Annotated in this window: 14 protein-coding genes; 7 read left to right on the forward strand and 7 right to left on the reverse strand. The window is 72.8% G+C overall.

What is annotated here, in order from left to right:
* Positions 1 to 243: 243 nt before the first annotated feature.
* Positions 244 to 1419 carry an acyl-CoA dehydrogenase family protein gene (locus tag PV789_RS10235; protein WP_274977174.1) on the reverse strand — a complete coding sequence of 392 codons (1176 nt, stop codon included), beginning with the start codon at positions 1417 to 1419 and terminating at the stop codon, positions 244 to 246.
* A 268-nt stretch (positions 1420 to 1687) separates the two neighbouring features.
* Here PV789_RS10235 and PV789_RS10240 point away from each other — a divergent pair, with 268 nt between their 5' ends.
* Positions 1688 to 2323, forward strand: a complete 636-nt coding sequence (locus PV789_RS10240) for a TetR/AcrR family transcriptional regulator (RefSeq protein ID WP_274977175.1) — start codon at positions 1688 to 1690, stop codon at positions 2321 to 2323.
* A 120-nt stretch (positions 2324 to 2443) separates the two neighbouring features.
* On the opposite strand, the gene PV789_RS10245 is transcribed toward PV789_RS10240, so the two are convergent.
* From PV789_RS10245 to PV789_RS10260, 4 genes are all read right to left on the reverse strand, one after another.
* The gene (locus tag PV789_RS10245; protein ID WP_274977176.1) at positions 2444 to 5008 is read right to left on the reverse strand and encodes an MMPL family transporter; all 2565 of its coding nucleotides are present in this window, start codon (positions 5006 to 5008) and stop codon (positions 2444 to 2446) included.
* A 42-nt stretch (positions 5009 to 5050) separates the two neighbouring features.
* Complete coding sequence (locus PV789_RS10250; protein WP_274977177.1) at positions 5051 to 5713, reverse strand: TetR/AcrR family transcriptional regulator; 663 nt, start codon at positions 5711 to 5713, stop codon at positions 5051 to 5053.
* A gap of 404 nt (positions 5714 to 6117) precedes the next feature.
* Positions 6118 to 7776 carry a hypothetical protein gene (locus PV789_RS10255; protein WP_274977178.1) on the reverse strand — a complete coding sequence of 553 codons (1659 nt, stop codon included), beginning with the start codon at positions 7774 to 7776 and terminating at the stop codon, positions 6118 to 6120.
* Positions 7761 to 8534 (reverse strand): ABC transporter ATP-binding protein, encoded by a 774-nt coding sequence (locus tag PV789_RS10260; protein WP_274977179.1) that lies wholly within the window; start codon positions 8532 to 8534, stop codon positions 7761 to 7763. Before PV789_RS10260 ends, PV789_RS10255 begins: the two co-directional genes overlap by 16 nt.
* A gap of 153 nt (positions 8535 to 8687) precedes the next feature.
* Here PV789_RS10260 and PV789_RS10265 point away from each other — a divergent pair, with 153 nt between their 5' ends.
* The 5 genes from PV789_RS10265 to PV789_RS10285 all read left to right on the forward strand — a co-directional run bounded on the left by PV789_RS10265 (position 8688) and on the right by PV789_RS10285 (position 15032).
* A complete protein-coding gene (locus PV789_RS10265) occupies positions 8688 to 9944 on the forward strand; it encodes an ATP-binding protein (RefSeq protein ID WP_274977180.1) in 1257 nt (418 codons plus the stop codon).
* A complete protein-coding gene (locus PV789_RS10270) occupies positions 9944 to 10633 on the forward strand; it encodes a response regulator (protein ID WP_274977181.1) in 690 nt (229 codons plus the stop codon). Before PV789_RS10265 ends, PV789_RS10270 begins: the two co-directional genes overlap by 1 nt.
* An 84-nt stretch (positions 10634 to 10717) precedes the next feature.
* Positions 10718 to 11161, forward strand: a complete 444-nt coding sequence (locus tag PV789_RS10275; RefSeq protein ID WP_274978107.1) for a nitroreductase family deazaflavin-dependent oxidoreductase — start codon at positions 10718 to 10720, stop codon at positions 11159 to 11161.
* Positions 11162 to 12411: 1250 nt separating this feature from the next.
* Positions 12412 to 12858: a carboxymuconolactone decarboxylase family protein gene (locus tag PV789_RS10280; protein WP_248774427.1), complete on the forward strand. Its 447-nt coding sequence runs from the start codon at positions 12412 to 12414 to the stop codon at positions 12856 to 12858.
* A gap of 248 nt (positions 12859 to 13106) precedes the next feature.
* Entirely contained in the window at positions 13107 to 15032 is a 1926-nt protein-coding gene (locus PV789_RS10285) for an AMP-dependent synthetase/ligase (RefSeq protein ID WP_274977182.1), read from the forward strand.
* Between the two features lie 12 nt (positions 15033 to 15044).
* On the opposite strand, the gene PV789_RS10290 is transcribed toward PV789_RS10285, so the two are convergent.
* Both PV789_RS10290 and PV789_RS10295 read right to left on the reverse strand, forming a co-directional pair.
* A complete protein-coding gene (locus PV789_RS10290) occupies positions 15045 to 15539 on the reverse strand; it encodes an HIT family protein (protein WP_274977183.1) in 495 nt (164 codons plus the stop codon).
* 76 nt (positions 15540 to 15615) lie between these two features.
* Positions 15616 to 16374, reverse strand: coding sequence for an IclR family transcriptional regulator (locus PV789_RS10295; protein WP_274977184.1), 759 nt, complete (start codon positions 16372 to 16374; stop codon positions 15616 to 15618).
* 223 nt (positions 16375 to 16597) lie between these two features.
* Here PV789_RS10295 and PV789_RS10300 point away from each other — a divergent pair, with 223 nt between their 5' ends.
* On the forward strand, positions 16598 to 17950 hold the full coding sequence (locus tag PV789_RS10300) for an RraA family protein (protein WP_274977185.1): 1353 nt from the start codon (positions 16598 to 16600) through the stop codon (positions 17948 to 17950).
* The last annotated feature ends 88 nt before the right edge of the window (positions 17951 to 18038 follow it).

Here is an 18038-nt window from a genome sequence, read left to right on the forward strand (position 1 = left end):
CCGGTGCCGCGCGCTCGGGCCCGGCGAGCCCCGCTCTCCGGCTCCCCGCGGCGACCGGTCGGGACACGCGCCCGCTCCGGTCGGGGGACACGCGCCCGCTCTGGTCGGGGGGCGCATACCCGCCGCTCCGGCCGCGGGCACGCCCCGGCCCGCTCGGGGCTCAGGCGCCCGGTCCGGGCACACGCGTACGGCAAGGGGCCCGTGCCGCGCTCCCACGTGCGGCACGGGCCCCTCGTCCCGCCGCTAGCCCAGGGTTGCGCCCACCTTGACGTGGCCCTTGAGCAGGTCGCGGGCGATCGTGCGGCGCTGGATCTCGTCCGTGCCCTCGAAGATGCGCAGCAGCCGCACGTCGCGGTAGAAGCGCTCGATGGGCAGCTCACGGGTGTAGCCCATGCCGCCGTGGATCTGCATCACGCGGTCGACGATCTCGTTGGCCTTCACACCGCCGAAGAGCTTGGCGATGGACTGCGCGTGCCGCGAGTCCCGGCCCACCGACACCTGCCACGCGGCGTGCAGCACCAGCAGGCGCAGCGCCTCGATCTCGGTCTGGGAGTCGGCGATCATCCACTGGATGGCCTGCCGGTCGGCGATGGGGGCCCCGAAGGTCTCGCGGGTGCGCGAGTACTCGATCGCCATGTCCAGCAGGCGCTCGCAGCCGCCGAGCGCGCGGGCGGGCAGCAGGTAGCGGCCCTTGCCGATCCACTTCATGGCCAGCTCGAAGCCGCAGCCCTCCTCGCCCAGGATGTTCTCGTGCGGCACGCGCACGTCCTGGAAGACCAGGGAGGCGGGGCGGCGCTCGCCCATGGTGTCGATGGGTTCGGAGGTCCAGCCCGCCTCGCGGTCGACCAGGAAGCAGGTCACGCCCCCGTCGGCGCCCCTGTCCGGGTCGGTGACCGCGAAGACCATGGCGAAGTCGGCCTCGTTGCCGCCGGTGATGAAGGTCTTCTCGCCGTTGACCACCCACGTGTCGCCGTCGCGGACCGCGCGCGTGCGGATGGCCTTGGCGTCGGAGCCCGCGCCGGGCTCGGTGATGGCGAAGCAGGAGCGGCGCTCACCGGCGATGGTGGGCAGCAGGTAGCGCTCCTTCTGCTCCTCGTTGGCGTGGTAGAGGATGTTGTCGGCCTCGCCGCCGAACTTGAAGGTCAGGAAGGTCCTGCCCAGCTCGATCTCGATGATCGCGGCGGTGACCGGGTCCAGGCCCATGCCGCCGTACTCCACCGGCGTCTCCACGCCCCAGAAGTCGGACTTGCGGGCCAGTTCGCGCAGCCGGGTGCGCTCCTCGGCGTTGAGGCCGGGCGGCTGCCCCTCGCGTTCGCGGCGCAGCACGTCGTTCTCCAGCGGCATCAGCTCCCGCTCGACGAAGGTCCGCACCCAGTCGCGGACGGCGCGCTGCTCATCGCTCAGTGAGAAATCGATCACGGCCTGTCTCCCCAGTAACCTAACGTCGTTCGGTTTGAGGGTACGGTCTTCCCCGGGGCGAGTGCAAGAGGTGCCGCCGAACAGGAGGAAACAGGTGCTGCGCCCGGTTCCGGACAGATCCCCGTGCCGGGTCGCACGGGACCCGAAGACGGGCGCTCAGGTGCGCGAACACCGCCAGGGGGCCGCACGCGGTGAGCCGACGTGCGATGATCGGGCCGGACGCCGGAGGGTCCGGTCCGTCCGCCGCAGTGGAGAAGGGGACCCCTCCGTGGCCCGACCCAAGACGCCGATCCTGAGCCGTCCGGGCATCCGCCGCGCGGCTCTCGCGCTCATCGACCGCGACGGGCTGGACGGCCTGTCCATGCGCAAGCTCGCCCAGGAGCTCGACGTGCAGGCGGCCTCCCTCTACAGCCACTACCGCACCAAGGAGGAGCTGCTCACCGAGGTCGCGGACGAGGTCACCTCGCGCATCGACGTCTCGGGCTTCGAGGGCGGGGACTGGCGCCGGGGCCTCACCGTCTGGGCGCGCTCCTACCGCGACGCCCTGGCCGAGCACCCCCACCTGCTGCCGGTGGTCTCCTCCGGGCCCGGACGCCGCGAGGAGGCGCTGCGCCGCGCCGACGCCGTGCACGGCGGCCTGGTGGGCGCCGGATGGCCGCCCCGCTACGCCACGATGATCGGCGCCTCCACCAAGTACCTGGTCGTGGGGGCGGCCACCAACTCCTTCGCGCGCGGGTTCGACGACGACGTGCGCGTCTACCGGGACCGCTACCCGAACCTGTCCCAGGCCCACCGGCTGCCCGAGCACGCCGCCGAGATCGACGACGCGAGCTTCGAACTCGCGCTCTCGGCCTTCCTGGACGGGCTGACCGGCGTCTTCGGCGAGGTCGGTAACCGGGTCTGAGCACCCGGAGGTCCGGCCCGGGGCCGCGGCCGCCCCCGGCGACCGTGCCGACCCCGTCGTTCCACGCGAAGGGCCCGGGGGCGTTCACCACCGCCCCCGGGCCCCTGGAACGCGTGCGCCTCAGCGCCGCTCGGAGGACACCCGGTCCGTGTCGTCCTCCTGGTGGGAGGGCGAACCCGTGTCCTCGGCGGCCGACGCGTCGCCGGTCGTTCCGTCGCCGTCGGCGTCCCCGCCGGTTCCGGCCTCCTGCTCACGCGGGTGGCGGCGCTCCAGGGAGGCGCCCTCCACGTCGATGTCGGGCAGGATCCGGTCGAGCCACCTGGGCAGCCACCACGCGGCGTTGCCCGCCAGGTGCATCAGCGCGGGGATCAGCGCCATGCGCACGACGAAGGCGTCGATGAGCACGCCGAAGGCGAGCGCGAAGCCGATCGAGCTGATCATGACGCTGTGCGAGAAGACGAACCCGCCGAACACCGAGATCATGATGATCGCGGCGGCGGTGACCACCGAGCGTCCGGCCCTGAAGCCCTGCACCACGGCCAGCCGCGAGGGTGAACCGTGCACGTAGGCCTCGCGCATGCCTGTGCCGATGAAGAGCATGTAGTCCATGGCCAGGCCGAACAGGATTCCGACCAGCAGCGTGGGCAGGAAGTTCAGCACCGGTCCGGTGTTCTCCAGCCCGAAGAGGCCGCCCAGCCAGCCCCACTGGTAGACGGCGACCACGCCGCCCAGCGCCGCGAAGAAGGACAGGATGAACCCGAGCGTGGCCACGACCGGCACGAAGATCGACCGGAACACCAGCAGCAGGATCACCAGGGACAGGCCCACGACCACCGCGAGGTAGGTCGGCAGCGCGTCGTTCAGCGTCTCGGAGATGTCGATGTTGCCGCTGGCCATGCCCGCGACGCCCAGCGGGCCGGTGCCCTCGATCGGCTCCATCGCGCGCAGGGTGTGCACGAGCTGCTCGGTGGACGCGCTGGCCGGACCCTCGACGGGCACGACCTGGAAGATGGCCAGGGTGTGGTCCTCGGAGACGCCGATGGGCGCCACCGCCGCCACGTCGTCGTGGGAGTAGATCTCCTCGGCGACCAGCGCCTGCTCCTCCTCGGCGTTGCGCTCCGCGGACTCCTCGTCGGGTCCGCCGGTCAGCTCGGCCACGACCAGGAGCGTGCCGTTCTGCCCCGCGCCGAAGTTCTCCTCCACGGCGGTGAACGCCTGGTACTGGGTGGAGTCGGTGGGCTCGGAGGAGCCGTCGGGCATGCCCAGGCGCAGGTCCAGCGCGGGCAGGGCGACCACGCCCAGGGCGATCACGGCCACCGCGGCCTGGGCGAGTGCGCGCCCGGTCGACATCGGCTTGACCCGCTCCGCCTCGTGCGCGCCCCCGCCGGCGGCGGAGGTGCTCTCGGCGAGACGGGCGCGTTCGCGGCGCGACAGGATGCGCGCGCCCACCAGCGACAGCAGCGCCGGAACGAGCGTGATCGCGATGAACACGGCGATGGCGATGGAGACGGCGGCCACGCTGCCCATCAGGCCCAGGAACCCGATCCCGGTCAGGTTCAGGCCCAGCAGCGCGATGAGCACGGTCGTGCCCGCGAAGACCACGGCGTTGCCCGCGGTCCCGTTGGCCAGGCCGATGGACGCACCGACGTCGACGCCCTGCTTGAGCTGGCGGCGGTGCCGGTTGATGATGAACAGCGCGTAGTCGATACCGACGGCCAGGCCCAGCATCAGGCCCAGGATCGGGGTCACCGAGGCCATCTCCAGCACCCCGGACAGCGACATCGCGATCAGGGTGGCCACGCCGACGCCGACGAGGGCCGTCAGGATCGGCAGGCCCGCGCCCACCAGGGTGCCCAGCATGACCACCAGGACCACACCGGCCACGATCACGCCGATCACCTCGGCGGTGCTGACCAGGGAGGGCATGGTCATGGCCATGTCGTTGCCGAAGTCGACCGTGGTGCCCGGCACGGGGTCGCTCTCGAAGACCTCCATGACGGCGTCACGGGTCTCCGGGGTGATCTCGGTCTGGCTGTCGCTGAAGGCGATACGGACCAGGGCGGTGTCGCCGTCCTCGGAGACCGAGCGGATCTCCGAGGCCATCTCCAGCATGGCCTCGCCACGCTCCAGCTCCTCCAGGCCCGCGTCCAGCTCCTCGCGGTTCTGGTCGATCACGACCTGTTCGGCGTCGAGCCCGGGGCCGACCTGGTCGATCAGCCCGGCGGCCTCGGCCTGCTCGCGGCCCGCGTCGAGCTCGGCCTGACCGGCTTCGAGCTCCTCCAGGCCGCTCTCCAGCTCGTCGCGGCCCTCCTCCAGCTCCTGCTGCTGGTCGGCGCGCTGCTGCTCCGTGGCGAACGGGTCGATCGCGTCCTCCACGCCGGAGAGCCCGGCGGCCTGCTCGGCGCGGTCGGCTATCGCCTCCCGCTGCTCCTGGGTGAAGTCCGAGCCGTCCTCGGTCTGGTAGACGACGGTGCCCGAGCCGCCTCCCATCCCGGAGAACTCCTGCGACAGGAGCTGTTCCACCTCGTCGGTGGGCGTCCCGGGGATGGAGAAGCTGTCCTCCAGCTCACCGGAGAAGAGGAAGAAGGCGGTGCCGGAGGCCACGAGGAGTGCCAGCCAGACCGCGATGACGGTTCGGGCGCGACGTGCGCACGCACGCCCGAGTCTGTAGAGAAATTCAGCCATGGTTCCTGCAAACGGAGTGGATGGGAGGGAGCGCGTGTGCGCTCAGGAGGTGGGTGATCCGGCGTTCCCGTAGCCGTCACGGGTCACGGCGAGCATGCGGTCCAGCAGGTCGGCCCAGACCCGGCGGGAGTCGTCGTTGTCGACCCCTCCGGTGGTCTGCTCCCAGCGCTGGACCGTGATCGTGCCGCCGCTGATGACCGCGCCGCACATGAGGTCGACCACGAGCGGGTCGGCGTGCGGGTGGCGGCGCGTCATGATGGCCGCCAGGCGGACGCTCACGTCGTTGATGGCCCGCTCGAACAGCGCGGCCTGGCTCGGGGCGGGTTCGTTCCCCTCCTGCCGGAGGAGGCGCTTGAGCCGGGTGACCGGGGTGACCAGGTCGGTCCGGCGGATCGCCGCCGCGAACTCGTCGAACATGTTGCCCGCCCGGTCGCCGGTGACGGCGGGGAGGTTGGCCTCGATGCTGTCGACGATCGCCTCCAGCATCTCGCCGAACACCTCCAGGACGATGTCGTCCAGGGACCTGAAGTGGTTGAACACGGTTCTTCGGGAGACGTCGGCCCGTTCGGAGAGCTGGTCGACGGTGAAGCCGGTGTCCCCGCGTTCGGTCATCAGCGCGGCGGCCGCGTCCACGATGGCGCGGCGGTGGCGCGACTTCAGTGCCTCACGCCGGTCGCGTGCGGGCGGTTCGTGCTGATTGTCCACATCTCCACGGTACGGAGGTGGTTGCACCAAGTGCAACGAAGCACTGAGTGCACCCAGTCACACTCGGGGCGCGGCTCGCGTCGGCGGGGGAGGTGTCCCGTGGTGCCGCCGGGCACTGAGCGCGTCCGGTCGCGCTCGGAACGCTGGCTCGCGTCGGCCGCGGGGGTCGGCGGTGGCGGTGTCCCGTGGTGCCTGTGGGGCCGCCGGTGCTGCCGGGGGGAGGGGTCGGGCCGGTGGGGTGGACGTCTGCTCCCACCGGGAGGGGGCGGCCCTCGTGGTGTGAAGAGCGCGCCACGAGGCAGGAGATCCGTCCCGCCGGTGAGAGGGCGGCTCCGTCGGGAGCGGCCCGCACACGAGAAGGCGGCCGCGCGGCCCCCGTCCCGGGTCGCACGGCCGCCGGTCCCTCAGGAGCCCGTGGGCTTGGTCTCGGCGTTGCCCTCGATCGCCGACCGCTCCAGGCGGTCCAGCCACCCGCCCCGTTCCGGCACGGTCTGGAGCGCGACCTCACGGCCGTACCGGATCCGGGTGAAGGTCTCCGGGAGCCGCGCCTCCAGCCTCCGGTAGGCGACACGGCCCAGCAGCCAGGCCACGAACCCCCCGTTGAACACACCCACCGGCACCGCCAGCCACGGCAGCCCCCACAGCGACAGGAACACGGCGGCCAGCACCGAGGGCGCGCACAGCACCGGCAACGCCATGATCGCCAGCCACACCTGCACCGAGTTGTCGCCGGAGTCGTTGGCGTCCACCCGCAGCTGCGGGTCCACACCGGGGGAGAGCGCCACCACCGACAGCAGCAGCGCCAGCCCGCTGCCCACGCCGAAGAACGCCGCCAGCCCCGTGAGCACCAGCGGCCACGCCCAGTGGGCTCCGGTGACCGCGATGAACACCGCGCTCAACGCGGTCGCGGCCGGGGCGATCAGCAGCAGGATCGCGATCTGGCGGCCGCGCACGTCCGCGCGTAGCGTGTCCCGGTCCTGGCCGACCACCGACAGCCACAGCGCCGTGCCGTCGTGCCCGTACATGTTCGAGGTGGACAGCGCCATGACGAAGGCCGCGATCACCCCCGTGAACGGAGCGAAGAACGCGTACAGGTCGGTGGGCCAGGCCATCAGGCCCATGAACAGCGCCGCCCACAGCGACGCCCGAAGTTCCAGGCCCCGCCACGGGTCGCGCCACCACTGGCGCAATTCCCGGCCGACCACCGCGCCCAGCGGGGAGTCGGGCAGCAGCGCGAACGCCCGGCGCGTGAGCGCGCCGTTCCCGCGGCGGCGCCGTCGGACCCCGCGCGAGGTCACCCGGGGCGCCAACAGCACGCTGGTCACCACCACCATCGCCGCCGTGAGCACGGCGAACCCGCCCAGCCAGGCCGCGGCCGCCGGCCAGGAACCGGCCGCGGCGGCCTGCACGGCCAGCACGGGCCACGAGGTCGGCAGCGCCGCCAGCACGGCGCCCACGGCGCCCTCGCCCAGACCGTTCTCGCTCAGGCTCAGCGTCGCCCGGAACGCGGGCTGCACCACCATCCACCCGAAGAAGAGCCCGGCCAGGATCAGCCCCCACTGCACCGACGCGATCTCCATGCCCAGCCGCGAGTGCATCGCCGCGCCCAGAGCCCGGAACACCAGCCGGGACAGCGTCACCACGAACACCCACAGCACCAGGACCCCCGGCACCGCCACCACCAGCGCGGACGGGTCCAACGCCAGCGCGTGCCACACGAGCGCGCCCAGCGCCAGCAGCGTGACGGCGGGACCGAGGTCCACGAACATCGTCACCAGCAGCAGGGCGCCCACGCGACGCCGGTCCAGGGGCAGCAGCGCGAAGTACTGCGAGCGCAGCACACCCGTGCCGTTGGCGACGGTCGGGCCGAGCATCCAGCCCACCGCCCACACCGCGAACGCCAGGCAGAGCAGGTCCGCGCGCACGCCGTCCGAGGCCGCCGCCACCGCCAGGTACCAGGTCAGCGCGGTCCCGCCGACGACCAGGACGATCCCGAACAGCCGCATCCCCGTCGCCGAGTGCCGCAGCAGGGTGAACTTCAACCGGATCAGGAGGCCAGCCACGCCAGCTCACCCTCCTCCATCTCGCGTGCGCCCACCAGACGCACGAAGGTGTCCTCCAGGGTGGTGTCCACGCCGCGCACCTCCTCCAGCGTCCCGTCGGCCAGCACCCGGCCGCGGGCGATGATGGCCACCCGGTCGGTGAGCTGCTCCACCAGCGCCATCACGTGGCTGGAGATCACCACCGTGCCGCCGCCGTCGGTGAACCTGCGCAGGATCGCGGTCAGCACCCGCGCCGAGACCGGGTCCACGGCCTCGTAGGGCTCGTCCAGGACCAGGACCTTGGGCGCGTGCAGCAGGGCCGTGGCCAGCCCGATCTTCTTGCGCATGCCGGTGGAGTACTCCGCCACCAGCACCGCGTCCCCCTCGGCCCGGTCCAGTTCCAGCACCCGCAGCAGCTCCTCGGCGCGCGCCCGCGTCACCTCCCGGCCCAGCCCGCGCAACCGCCCCCAGTAGTCCAGCAGTTCCCCGCCGGTCAGCCGCTCGGGCAGGGCCAGGCCGTCGGGCAGGACGCCGAGCATGCGCTTGGCCCCGACCGGGTCCGACCACACGTCCACGCCCAGGACCCGGGCCGTCCCGGCGTCGGGGCGCAGCAGCCCCACCGCCATGGACAGCGAGGTGGTCTTGCCCGCCCCGTTGGGGCCGACCAGCCCGAGCATGGCCCCCCGCGGCACGGACAGGCTCACCCCGTCCGCCGCAGTCGTGCCGTTGAAGACCTTGGTCAGCCCGTCCAGTTCCAGGGCAGGCGCGTTCTCACTCATACCGCCAGCCTCCCCGCGTTCCCGTCGCGGGCGCATCCGCCGAACGGTCACGGCGCCTGTCCGGTCGGCCAGGTCCGCGCCGGTGCGGTGGCCCGTCGGCCGATGCCGCGCGGGTGCGGCCGTCCTACTCTTGGCGTGGAGGAGGGGAGCCACGTGGACACGACACCGGCCGCGGACGGCGGCACCGCGTCCGGGGAGCGCCGGGGCCCGCGCGGATGGGCGGCGGACGCCCTGCTCTTCCTCGTCGCCGCTCTGGTGTGGGCCTACTACGTCCTGGCCTACAGCGTGGGCCTGCACCCGTACGTGCCCTCCTGGCTGATCCTTCCGGACCTCGCCCTGGGCGCGGTCGGCTGCCTCGCGCTGTGGTGGCGCCGAGGCCACCCCCTGGGCGTGGCCGTCCTGCTGTGCCTGGTCCAGAGCGTGTCCAGTTCGGTGATCGCGGCCCTGGTCGTCGCCCTGTTCAACCTCGCCGTCCGCCGGCCCTGGCGGCAGGCCGTGGTGACGGCGATGGCGAGCATCATCCTGGGCCTGCCCTGGATCGTCATGGTCCCGCCCACCCGCGGCGACAGCGTCGTCGTCCTGATCATCGCCACACTGCTCTTCACGGGCAGTATCGGCTGGGGTGTGGCCATCCGGACCCGGAGCCAGCTCATCGAGCGGCTGCGCGAGGACGTGCGGCGCGAACGCGAGGACCGCGGGCGGCGCCTGGCCGCCGCCCGGACCGAGGAGCGCCGGCGCATCGCCCGCGAGATGCACGACGTGGTCGCCCACCGCATGTCGCTGCTGTCGGTGCACGCCGGTGCGCTCGCCTACCGGACCGAGCGCGCGGAGCGGGGCGAGGCGCCGCCGCTGGAGAACGCCGAACTCGGCGCGGCCGTGCGCGTCATCCGCGACAACGCCCACCAGGCACTGGAGGAACTGGGCGGTGTCCTGTCGGTGCTGCGCGCGGCCGACGCCGCCCCGGGGGAGGAGGGCGACCACGCGGGCACCGCCGCGCCCCAGCCGCCCGCCCTGGCCGAGGTCGACCGTCTGGTGGAGGAGGCGGTCCGGGCGGGCCAGCGCGTGCGCTCCGTCCACGACGTCCCCGAGGGGGCCGAGCCGCCCGGCCAGGTGCGCCGCACCGCCTACCGGCTGGTGCAGGAGGGGCTGACCAACGCGCGCAAGCACGCGCCCGGAGCCCGGGTGGAGGTGCGGATCGGCGGCGCCCCCGGGCGCGGCCTGGAGGTGTCGGTGGTCAACCCGCTGCCGGTGGGGGTGGCGCCCGCGGAGATCCCCGGGGCCGGGGCGGGGCTGACCGGCCTGTCCGAGCGGGTGGCCCTGGACGGCGGAACCCTGCGCCACGGGCCCGAGGGCGGGGAGTTCCGCCTACTGGCCGCACTGCCCTGGCCCGAGACGACGGAGGTGCCATAGTGGTGCCCGTGAACACTCCCGTGCGCGTCCTGCTCGTGGACGACGACCCCCTCGTCCGCTCCGGCCTGCGGATCATGCTCAGCGGCGACGGGGACATCGAGGTGGTGGGCGAGGCCGGGGACGGCGCCGAGGTCCCCGCGGCGGTGGCCGAGCACCGGCCCCACGTGGTGCTGATGGACGTGCGCATGCCCGGCACGGACGGGATCGCGGCGACCGAGGCGCTGCGCGGCGACGGGAGCGGGCCCCAGGTCCTGGTGCTCACCACCTTCGACGCCGACGCCACCGTGGTGCGGGCGCTGCGAGCCGGTGCCGCCGGGTACCTGCTCAAGCACACCGCTCCGGAGCGGATCGTGGAGGCGGTGCGCCGCGCGGCGGCGGGCGAGCCCGTGCTCTCGCCCAGCGTGGCCCGCGCGCTCATGGACCGGGTGGCCGGAACCGATCCGGTGGAGCGCGACGAGGCGCCCTCGCGCCGCGAACGCGCCCGGGGGCGGTTGGCGCTGCTCACCGAACGCGAGCGCGAGGTGGCCGAGGCGGTGACCGCGGGGCTGTCCAACGCCGAGATCGCCGAGCGGCTGTACATGTCGATGGGCACCGTGAAGGCGCACGTGTCCAGCGCGCTGACCAAGCTGGACCTGTCCGGGCGGGTGCAGCTGGCGCTGCTCACCCACGACGCCCGCACTCCCGACTGACGTGGTACGGATGAGCCCTGTGGGGAAGTGATGTTGGCAGTGCTGTCGGCCAGCATGACGAGCAACGACGAGGGAGACGATTCCATGCCGCTCGAAGGCGAGTACGAGCCGAGTCCGACGGAGTGGGTGCGCAACCAGGTCGAGCAGATCGAGCGCTCCGGCGGCAGGGAGGGGATGACCCTGCGCGGGATGCCGGTCATCCTGCTCACCACGCGCGGGGCCAGGAGCGGCAAGCTGCGCAAGACACCGCTGATGCGGGTGGAGCACGAGGGGAGCTACGCCGCCGTCGCCTCGCTCGGCGGTGCGCCCAAGCACCCCGTCTGGTACTTCAACGTCCTCGCCGAGCCCCGCGTGGAGCTGCGGGACGGGACCGTGAACCAGGACATGGTGGCCCGTGAGGTCACGGGCGAGGAGAAGGCGGCCTGGTGGGAGCGCGCGGTCGCGGCGTTCCCGGACTACGCCGACTACCAGAAGAAGACCGACCGCGAGATCCCGGTCTTCGTGCTGGAGCCCGTCGCCGACCAGTGACGTGTTCTCGGAACCGACCGGCCGGAAGAGGAGACCCGGCCGGTCCGTTGAGGCGCATGGTCGCGCCCACACCGGTCCGTGGAGATTCGAAAACCAGCCTCGCGGTGAGCCAGCACCCACTTTCCCGCCCGCGCTAGCCACTAAGAGGTTCTTTTAATGCTTTTGTCGGCCGAGGGTGTCTGATCGCGCACACCTCAGCCCGTGGCGGGGCGCGGGTCTGCTTTCGCGCTCACGCCAGCCCATGGGGGTTTTGAACCCCAGCCCATGGGGTTTGAAGCTCACCTTCAGGGGGGTTTGAAGTTCAGCCGTGTGGTGGTTGAACGTGTGCGGTGCTGCCCTCCCCGGACACGGCGGGGTACAAACGGAAAACACCAGTGCCGGGTAGGGGTGTGGGGGGTGGCCGTAGGTCCCAGGCTCCCCGCTCGGACATAGGGGGTCCTCTCCAGTGCTGGGGACCACGCGATGCGCACATCGGTTGTCCTGGGGGTGAGCGCATCGCGTGCTTCGCCCCGGTTCTCCAGTGCCGCGGTCGAGAGCACGTCCGCGAAGTGCGTGATAAGCGGCTCAGCCACCACCCCACGCCGCCACCGTCCACTCTTCCCAGACCCCGGCCGCTGGGGGTGGTACGAACGCGCACGTATCCGCCCTCCAGAAGACAGGGGGTTGTAGAGCTTGCAGCAAAGCCCGGCCACAGACCCTGTACGTACGCGGCACCTCAGCCACAGAACCTGTACATACGTGGAACCCGAGCCACAAGCCGTACACGTACGCGGAACCCGAGCCACAGACCGTGCACGTACACGGAACCTCAACCACGGCCTTCCTTCTTCCGTTTCCCCTTTGCGTTTTCTGTGGTCGCGGTCGTACCTGGACCACGTTCCCTGCCTGCGGTGACCGGCGAACCCGAACCAAATCAAGGCCCTGGTTTTCAGCTCACCGGTGGTCGCTGTCGCGTTGGGGCATGGGGTTTCGGACTCAGTGGTGGTGCAGGAGGGTAGCAGTAGGAAAAGGAGAAGAAAATGAAGGGAAGCGCGGTAATTTCCGCACCCCCGCGCTTCGGTTCGGCTTGCGGAAACCCAATCCAAAATAAAACAAACAAATCCAAAACCACCCGAATCCTCCCCTCTCCTCCCTTTCCTATCCGGTTCCGGCCTTGACCCAGCAGCGCCCGGACCCCGTTGGTAGCGTTGTGGTCCGGGTCCCGGCTAGGACCGGGACGGTGAAAGTGTTCGACGAGGAGGGCGGCCCCCGTGGCGAAAGAACGCGTGATCTGGGCGAAGAAGCTTCCCGAGGTCTACAGCAAACTGGATGAGATCGACAAGGTCATCTCCGGACACCTGGACCTCGGCCTGCTGGAACTGGTCAAGCTCCGCGCCTCGGTGCTCAACGGGTGCTCCTTCTGCATCGACCTGCACACCCAGCGCGCCCTGGAAGCGGGGGAGTCCCAGCAGCGGCTCTTCCTCGTGTCCGCCTGGTACGAGGCCGGTGAGATCTTCACCGACGCCGAGCGGGCCGCTCTGGCGCTCACCGACGAGATCACCCGCCTGGGCGAGCACGGGGTGTCCGACGAGGCCTACGAGGGTGCCGCCGAGCACTTCGAGGACCAGGAACTGGCCGCGCTCATCGCCGGTATCGCCATGATGAACCTCTACAACCGGCTGGCCGTCACCAGTCACTTGCACCCGCGCAAGCGCTGAGCCCGGCTCCGCTCCGGGCGCCGGGGCATCAGCCCCGCTCCGGCCACCGAGAGGAGGGCCCCGTTCCGGCCGTCGAGGGGACGGCTCCGCTCCGGCCGCCGAGGGGTCGGTGACCCCGCTCCGGGCCGCCGACCCCTCGGCACCCAGAGCGAGGCACCCAGAGCGGGGCACCCGTTTCCTGGGTAGGGACCAGTGCACCCGACACCCCCCGTCGGCCGTGCACGGAGATCCCGGACCCAGGAGCGCCCATGCCCCCCACCGGACGAACCCTTCCGAGCCTGCTCGCCCGCAACGCCGCCGACTACCCCGACGCACCCGCCCTGTCCTGGCGCGCGCCGGACGGCGGCGGCTGGACCACCCTGACCTGGTCGCGGGTGCGCGACCGCGTCGCCGCGCTCGCCGAGGGCTACGCCGCCCTGGGCGTCGAACCCGGCGACCACGTCCTGCTCATGATGGGCAACCGCCCCGAGCACTGGCTGTCCGACCTCGCCCTCGTCCACGCGGGAGCCGTTCCCACCACGGTCTACGACACCGCCGCCTCCGAACAGGTCGCCCACATCGCCCGGCACAGCCGCGCCCGTCTCGCCGTGGTGGGGGACACCGCGGCCGCCGCCGTGTGGGAGGGCCTGCTCGCCGACCCCGAAGTGCCCCTGGCCGCACTGGTCGTCGTGGACGGGGCCGACCCCGGCCGCGGCCACACCGACTACGCCTGCCTGGAGAGCGTCCCCGCCGCTCCTGCCGCCCCCACCTCCGTCATTCCGGCCACCCCCGCCGGGACGGCCTTCGAACGCTGGCGCGACCTGACCCCCGACGACCTGCTCACCGTCGTCTACACCTCCGGGACCACCGGGGACCCCAAGGGCGTGGCCGTCACGCACCGAGACGTGCTCGCCAACGCCACCGCCCTGGACGCGGCCATCGCCCTCCCCGAGCACCCCGACCACCCCACCCTCCCCGACCACCCCACCCTCCCCGACCACCCCACCCTCCCCGACCACCCCGCCCTTCCCACCCTCCCCGAGCACCCCGACCACGTGTGCTACCTGCCCCTGGCCCACATCGCCGAACGCATGCTCGGCCTCTACCTGCCGGTCTTCCGCGCCTCCCACGTGTGGATGTGCGAAAGCCTCCAGGACCTGCCCGGGGTCCTGCGGCACGTGCGCCCGCCCCAGTTCTTCGGGGTTCCCCGGGTGTGGGAGAAGTTCGCCTCCGCCCTGCGCGCGGGGCTCGCCCGCATGCCCGAGGAGAGGCGCGCCGCCGTGGACGCGGCCACGGCCGTGGCCGCCGAGCACGTCGCCCACCGCGAGCGCGGCGAGGAGGTGCCCGCCGAACTCGGGGAACGCTTCGAGCGGGCCCGGGCCGAGGTCCTGCTTCCCCTGTTGGCCCAGGTGGGCCTGGACCGGGTGAGCTGGGCCTCCAGCGCCTCCGCGCCGATGCCGCTGGACGTGGTGCGGTTCTGGGCCGGGTTCGGGGTCGTGGTCATGGACGCCTGGGGTCTCACCGAGTCCGTGGGCGTGGCCACCGTCAACAGCCCCGCCACCGGCTTCCGGCTGGGCTCGGTCGGCCGCCCCATCGCGAGCGTGCGGGTGCGGGTGGCCGAGGACGGCGAGGTGTGGCTGCGCGGGGAGTCGGTCTTCGGCGGCTACCTCCAGCCGGACGGTTCGGTGCGCCCGGCCACCGACGCCGGGGGATGGTTCGCCACCGGCGACGTCGGCCGCCTCGACGGGGACGGCTACCTGTGGATCACCGACCGCAAGAAGGAGCTCATCGTCACCTCCCAGGGCAAGAACGTCGCGCCCGCGCCGGTGGAGAACGCCCTCAAGGAGCACCCGATCGTCGGCCAGGCCTACGTGCACGGGGACCGCAGGCCCTACCTGGTGGCGCTGCTGGTGCCCGACCGCGAGACGCTGCCGGTGTGGGCGGCCGCCCGGGGCATCGACACCGGCGGGGACTGGGAGGCGCTGGTCGCCCACCCCGAGGTGGCGGCGGAGGCCGAACGCGCGGTCGCGGCGGCCAACGCCCGGTTCAGCCGCGCGGAGGGGGTCAGGCGCCACCGGCTGCTCCCGGGCGAGTGGGGCCCGGACACCGGTGAGCTGACCCCCTCGCTCAAGCTCCGGCGCCGGGTCGTCCGGGAGCGCTACGCCGACGCCCTGGCGGAGTTGTACCGCGACTGACCCCGGGTCCGGTCAGTCCGCCTCCCGCAGGCGGTCCAGTTCGGCGCCGATCGCCTCGCGCAGCACGTCGTGCCGCGGGCCGAGCGCGTGCCGCGGGTCGGTCCACCTGTCCCGCGGGTGGAGCCACACCGGCCTGCCCACCAGGTCGGGCGGCTCCCAGTCGAACCGCGGCCACACGTGCGCGTGCAGGAACGCGTCGGTGTTGCCCAGGATCTCCAGGTTGACCCGCCGGAACGCCGGGTCGCGGCGTCGGCAGACCAGCTCGACCGCCTCGCCGAGCCGTTCCATGCCGGACAGGAACGCCAGCCGTTCGGGTCGGGGCAGGTCCGTCAGCCTCCCCGCCTCCGGGCGGTCCGTGAGCAGCACCGAGTACCCCGGCAGGAACTGGACGTCCCCGATCACCGCGAAGCCCGCATCCAGACGCCGCAGCACGGTGGGGTTGGCGCCCCGCAGCGCGCTCCCGACCCGGTCCGCCCGCCAGCCGTCGTCCATGCCCGCAACGTCCATGCCCGGAACCTACCCGGCCGGGCCCCGAGCGCGGCCCGCCCGCCCCCGTCGGCCGCCCGCCCCGCCGGGGGACGCCTCAGGCGCGCACCCCGATGGCGTTGGCGCCCCGTGACAGCTCCGGAAGCTGGGACAACAACTCCCCGGGACTGGTCCTGTCACTGGTGGTCACCAGGTTGACGGCGCCCAGGGCCTCGCCCTCGGAGTCGTACAGCAGCCGGGTCAGGCTGAGGGCGCCGGGCTCGCGCTCGGACTCGGCGAGGTGGTAGCCGACCTCCCGGATCCGCTCGATCTGCGCCCGGAGGTCGGCGGCGTCCTGGGTCCTGCCCGAGGCCAGGCGCACCTCGGCGTGGTCGGCGAGGTAGGCGTCGAGCTCCTGGTCGTCCCAGTCGCTGAGCAGCACCTTGCCGCCGCCGATGTAGAGGGGCACCCGGCGCCCGATCGGGAACTGGTAGCGCAGCGGGTCGGCTCCGTCCACGCGCGCGATGAGGATGCGCTCCTGTCCCGAGCGCACGTAGACCGACGAGGTCAGACCGGTCGTGGCCGACAGTTCGGTGAGGATCGGCGTCGCGACGCTGCAGAGGCGGTCGTTGACGACGAAGGAGTGCGCCAGGGACAGCACCACCGGCCCGAGCGAGTAGCCCAGGCGCTCCTGCTGGACGTATCCGCGCCGTACGAGCTGGTTGACGGTGCGCTGCGTCGTGGCCAGGTGGAGCCCGCTCTCCCGCGCGATGTCGCTGAGCCGCAGGGGGCCGCGCGCCCGCTCCAGGCACTCCAGCACGTCCAGAGCCCGGTCCAGGGTGCGCCCCTGGTTGCCACCCCCAGCCGTCGCTCCCATCCGTGCCCTCGCCCGCCCTTCCGTCGTCGTTCGTCCTGTCCCGGGGCTTCGCCCTGTCCCGGGAGGGGGCCGATGTGCCCGCCCCCAAGGCGATGCGCGCATCGCCGCCCTCCCCTCAACGTAGCGGACGGGTTTCCGGCAGGTTGACACCGCGAAGCGTCGCAGGTCACACTCACTATCAACAGGCAACAGAAGCTATCACTCAATGATAGAGGGTGGGATCATGAAGGTCGCCGTGCTCGGGCTCGGAGAAGCCGGTGCCGTCTACGCCGGCGCGTTCGCGGCCGCCGGTTGGCAGACCGTCGGCTACGACCCCTCGCCGGGGGCGCGGACGCCCGAGGGGGTGGCGCGGGCCGCCTCGACCGGCGAGGCGGTCGCCGACGCCGACCTGGTCCTCAGCCTCACCACGGCCGCGTACGCGGTGACCGCGGCCGAGGACGCCCGGCCGCTGCTGCGCAGGGACGCGGTGTACGTGGACCTCAACGCCGCCTCCCCGGCCACCAAGACCGGGGTGGAGGCGGCTCTGGGGGAATCCGCCCAGGTCGTGGACGGTGCGATCATCGGTTCGGTGCTCAGGTACGGTGCCGAGGTCAACGTCCTGCTCTCCGGTCCCGCCTCCGAGGCCGCCGCCCGGCTGCTCCGGGCGGTGGGCTCCGACGCCGAGCCCGTCGGCGGCGAGGTCGGGGCCGCGTCACGGCGAAAGCTGCTGCGCAGTGTCTTCATGAAGGGCCTGGGAGCCCTGATCACCGAGGCCGTGGACGCCGGAAGGGCCGCGGGGGAGGAGGCGTGGATGCGCACACAGGTCGCCGACGCGCTCGCCGACGGCACCTCCGCGCTGGAGCGCCTGGACAAGGGCACGCGCCTGCACGCCCTGCGCAGGGCGCACGAACTCCGCTCCAGCGTCGAACTCCTCGATGAACTGGGCGTCCAGGCACAGGTGAGCACCGGGGCCGCCGACCGCCACCTGTTCCTGGCGCGCTCGGGCGGGGAGGACGCGCGCGAACTGGCCGACGCCTACGCCGGCGTCCCCACCGCCGCCATCGGCGACGGCCGCGACCGGCTGGGCTTCGTCTCCTCGCGCGTCCGCCCGGTCTGGCCCGGGGCGAGCGTCACCGGCCGGGCACTCACCGTCCTGACCCGCCCCGGCGACAACCGCGCCCTGCACCGGGCGCTGGCCGTCGCGCGGCCGGGGGACGTCCTGGTCGTGGACGGCGGGGGCGACACCTCACGCGCCCTGCTGGGCGAGCTCATCGCCGAACGCGCCCTCAACCGGGGCGTGCGCGGCATGGTGGTCGACGGCGCGGTCCGGGACGCCGACGAGCTCCGCGACCTGGGCTTCCCCGTCTGGGCGGCCGGGATCTCGCCCGCCGGGCCCTATAAGGACGGCCCCGGGCACGTGGGCCGGACGGTCTCGGTGGGCGGCGCGGTCTGCTCCACCGGGGACATCGTGGTCGCCGACGGCGACGGGGTGTTCTTCGTCCCCCGCCTGGAGGCGGAGCAGACCCTGAGCGCGGCCCGCGAGGTCGTGGCGGAGGAGGAGCGCCGCCGCGCCACCATCCGGGCGGAACGCCGGTGAGCGCCCGCTCCGCCGGTCCCCGCTCCGCCGGTCGCCGCCCCGCCGGTCCCCGGCCGGATCCGTCCCCCGCCGCACCCGGCCGCCACCA

This window comes from Nocardiopsis camelliae, from assembly GCF_028993595.1.
In the GTDB taxonomy this organism is placed as follows: domain Bacteria; phylum Actinomycetota; class Actinomycetes; order Streptosporangiales; family Streptosporangiaceae; genus Nocardiopsis; species Nocardiopsis dassonvillei.

Excerpts from the sequence above, each read along its gene's own strand:
- PV789_RS10290 (WP_274977183.1), bottom strand. The coding sequence starts at position 15,539 with ATGGACGTTGCGGGCATGGACGACGGCTGGCGGGCGGACCGGGTCGGG.
- PV789_RS10300 (WP_274977185.1), top strand. The coding sequence starts at position 16,598 with ATGAAGGTCGCCGTGCTCGGGCTCGGAGAAGCCGGTGCCGTCTACGCC.
- PV789_RS10245 (WP_274977176.1), bottom strand. The coding sequence starts at position 5,008 with ATGGCTGAATTTCTCTACAGACTCGGGCGTGCGTGCGCACGTCGCGCC.
- PV789_RS10285 (WP_274977182.1), top strand. The coding sequence starts at position 13,107 with ATGCCCCCCACCGGACGAACCCTTCCGAGCCTGCTCGCCCGCAACGCC.
- PV789_RS10275 (WP_274978107.1), top strand. The coding sequence starts at position 10,718 with ATGCCGCTCGAAGGCGAGTACGAGCCGAGTCCGACGGAGTGGGTGCGC.
- PV789_RS10295 (WP_274977184.1), bottom strand. The coding sequence starts at position 16,374 with ATGGGAGCGACGGCTGGGGGTGGCAACCAGGGGCGCACCCTGGACCGG.
- PV789_RS10260 (WP_274977179.1), bottom strand. The coding sequence starts at position 8,534 with ATGAGTGAGAACGCGCCTGCCCTGGAACTGGACGGGCTGACCAAGGTC.